The 2,288-nt window shown below is 43.7% G+C and carries 2 tRNA genes and 1 pseudogene; all 3 read left to right on the top strand.

The features are described 5' to 3' along the window. Nucleotide 1: 1 nt before the first annotated feature. Nucleotides 2-77: transfer RNA gene (locus R7R24_RS24300), tRNA-Asn, on the top strand. 275 nt (nucleotides 78-352) lie between these two features. After that, a pseudogene (locus R7R24_RS24295) lies at nucleotides 353-1,978 on the top strand (methyl-accepting chemotaxis protein). 233 nt (nucleotides 1,979-2,211) lie between these two features. Beyond that, nucleotides 2,212-2,287: transfer RNA gene (locus tag R7R24_RS24290), tRNA-Phe, on the top strand. Nucleotide 2,288 lies beyond the last annotated feature (1 nt).

Here is a 2,288-nt window from a genome sequence, read left to right as displayed (position 1 = left end):
TTCCTCCTTAGCTCAGTTGGTAGAGCGACGGACTGTTAATCCGCAGGTCGCTGGTTCGAGCCCAGCAGGAGGAGCCACTTTTAAAGCCGCATCACTTGATGCGGCTTTTTTGTATCTGCTTTATACGTCATTTCTCACTTTCCCATTTATCTGCACTTCATTTCTAAACATCAGCGAACATTAAATCCTTTCTTCAAAAACACTTATTTCACGCTAAAAATTTAATCCTCATCGTAATTTCAATACGCATTAGTATCCGAGCATATTTATCTTCACTAAGATGCCCGAGTTATTACATTTCTTCTTTTAGCTATGCCTTGCATAGTGATAACACTTTATTTGTGAGCTAAATATGAAACTAAAAACTCAAGCCTATTTATTATCTGCGATCATATTGCTAGCTCTCCTAGCTCTGACCGCAACGGGCTTATGGACACTTCGCGTCGCAAGTAACCTTGATAACAAAGCTCGAGTTACTGAGCTATTTAAAAGTGCGTACAGCATACTTACCGAAGTAGAAAAGATGGCTATCGAAGGCAAAATGCCGGAAGACGAAGCGAAAGCATTAGCCACTCGCCTACTTCGTAACAATATCTACAAAGACAACGAATACGTTTATGTCGCAGATGAAAATATGATGTTCATCGCCGCACCACTAGACCCTCAACTACACGGAACCAGCTTCCATGACTTTAGAGATGGCAGTGGTAATAGCGTAGGCCAACTCATTCTAGATGTATTGGGGCACAAAACAGGTCAGATCATTGAATATACCTGGAGCCAAAAACAAGCTGATGGCAGCATTGAAGAAAAACACTCGATAGCAGAAAAAACACCACACTGGGGCTGGGTTGTCGGTACAGGTATTGGCTTTAATGAAGTTAACGCACGTTTTTGGTCGACAGCACAATGGCAGCTTGTGCTGTGTCTGATTATCGCGGGAAGTATTCTAAGTGGCCTGATCATTTAGATTCGCAAAATACTTCATCTACTTGGTGGAGAGCCTAACGACGTGCGTAAAGCAGTTCAAGCTGTCGCTCAAGGAGACATTCAGACCAGTTTTGATACTGTGGCACCGAGAGGAAGTATCTATCGTGCCGTGCAAGATATGAGTCAATCACTAGCTACTATGGTGACAAACCTAGAGAAGTCTATGCATGCACTGCGCGCAGAGTTGTTTGCCGTAGAGGCTCGATCAAATACGATTGCCGATCTTACCGTATCTCAGCAGCAATCAACGGCGATGATTGCCACTGCGATGACTGAAATGGCATCTTCAGCCAACCATGTTGCCAATTCAGCAAGCGACACCGCAAACAATACGGACGAGGCTGACAAACAAAGCCAACATACTCAGAAACTCATTCATAACACGGTTGAAAACATTCAAGGTTTAGCTTCTCAATTAAATACTGCGAGTAAAGCGGTCGCCGATCTAGATCAGGATGTAAATAATATTGTAAAAGTGCTCGATGTGATTGGTGATATTGCAGAGCAAACAAACCTATTGGCACTCAATGCAGCCATTGAAGCAGCACGTGCTGGAGAACAAGGCCGAGGCTTCGCAGTCGTTGCTGATGAGGTACGCAACCTAGCAGGACGCACACAAGACAGCACAAAAGAGATTCAGTATATGATCTCCAATCTGCAAGAAGGCTCTCGCAATGCCATTCACACAATGGAAATATGTGCAGAAACCAGTGAAAGCACTGTTACAGAGTCTAAGAATGCCTCTGAAGCTCTACAGCAAATTGTAACGGCGTTAGAATCTATCACCACAATGAGCCAGCAGATCGCTACTGCTGCCGCTGAGCAGACGCAGGTTAGCGATGATATTGCGCTACGCATAAACCTTATCGAGGAAAGCGGAGGCCAACTCAACTCTGTCGTAACCGAGAGCCAATCAAATACTCAAAGTTTAGCTTCACTAGCGAATGAGCTAGAAGGTTGGGTAAACAAGTTCTCAGTAAAGCACTAGTTTAAAGTCAATTGTTCAATAAAAAGCACGTTTTCAGACGTGCTTTTTTGTTTTTATCGCCTTTATTTTGCAAGTGAACACACTATCAATGTTAAAACATCGCTTAAAGCATGGCGCATTGCTGCTAAAAACGCATAAAAACAGCCCACTCCGAGCACAAATTCATCAAACGATATTTTATTTTAATTTTATTGTTGACCTGAAAGCCGAAAAGCCTTTTAATACACCTCGTCGCCCGGATAGCTCAGTCGGTAGAGCAGAGGATTGAAAATCCTCGTGTCGGTGGTTCGATTCCGCCTCCGGGCACCAC

The sequence above is a fragment of the Vibrio sp. 704 genome, from assembly GCF_033339295.1.
Note: the sequence above shows the minus strand (reverse complement) of the source record. Positions and strands in the feature narration are given on the sequence as shown.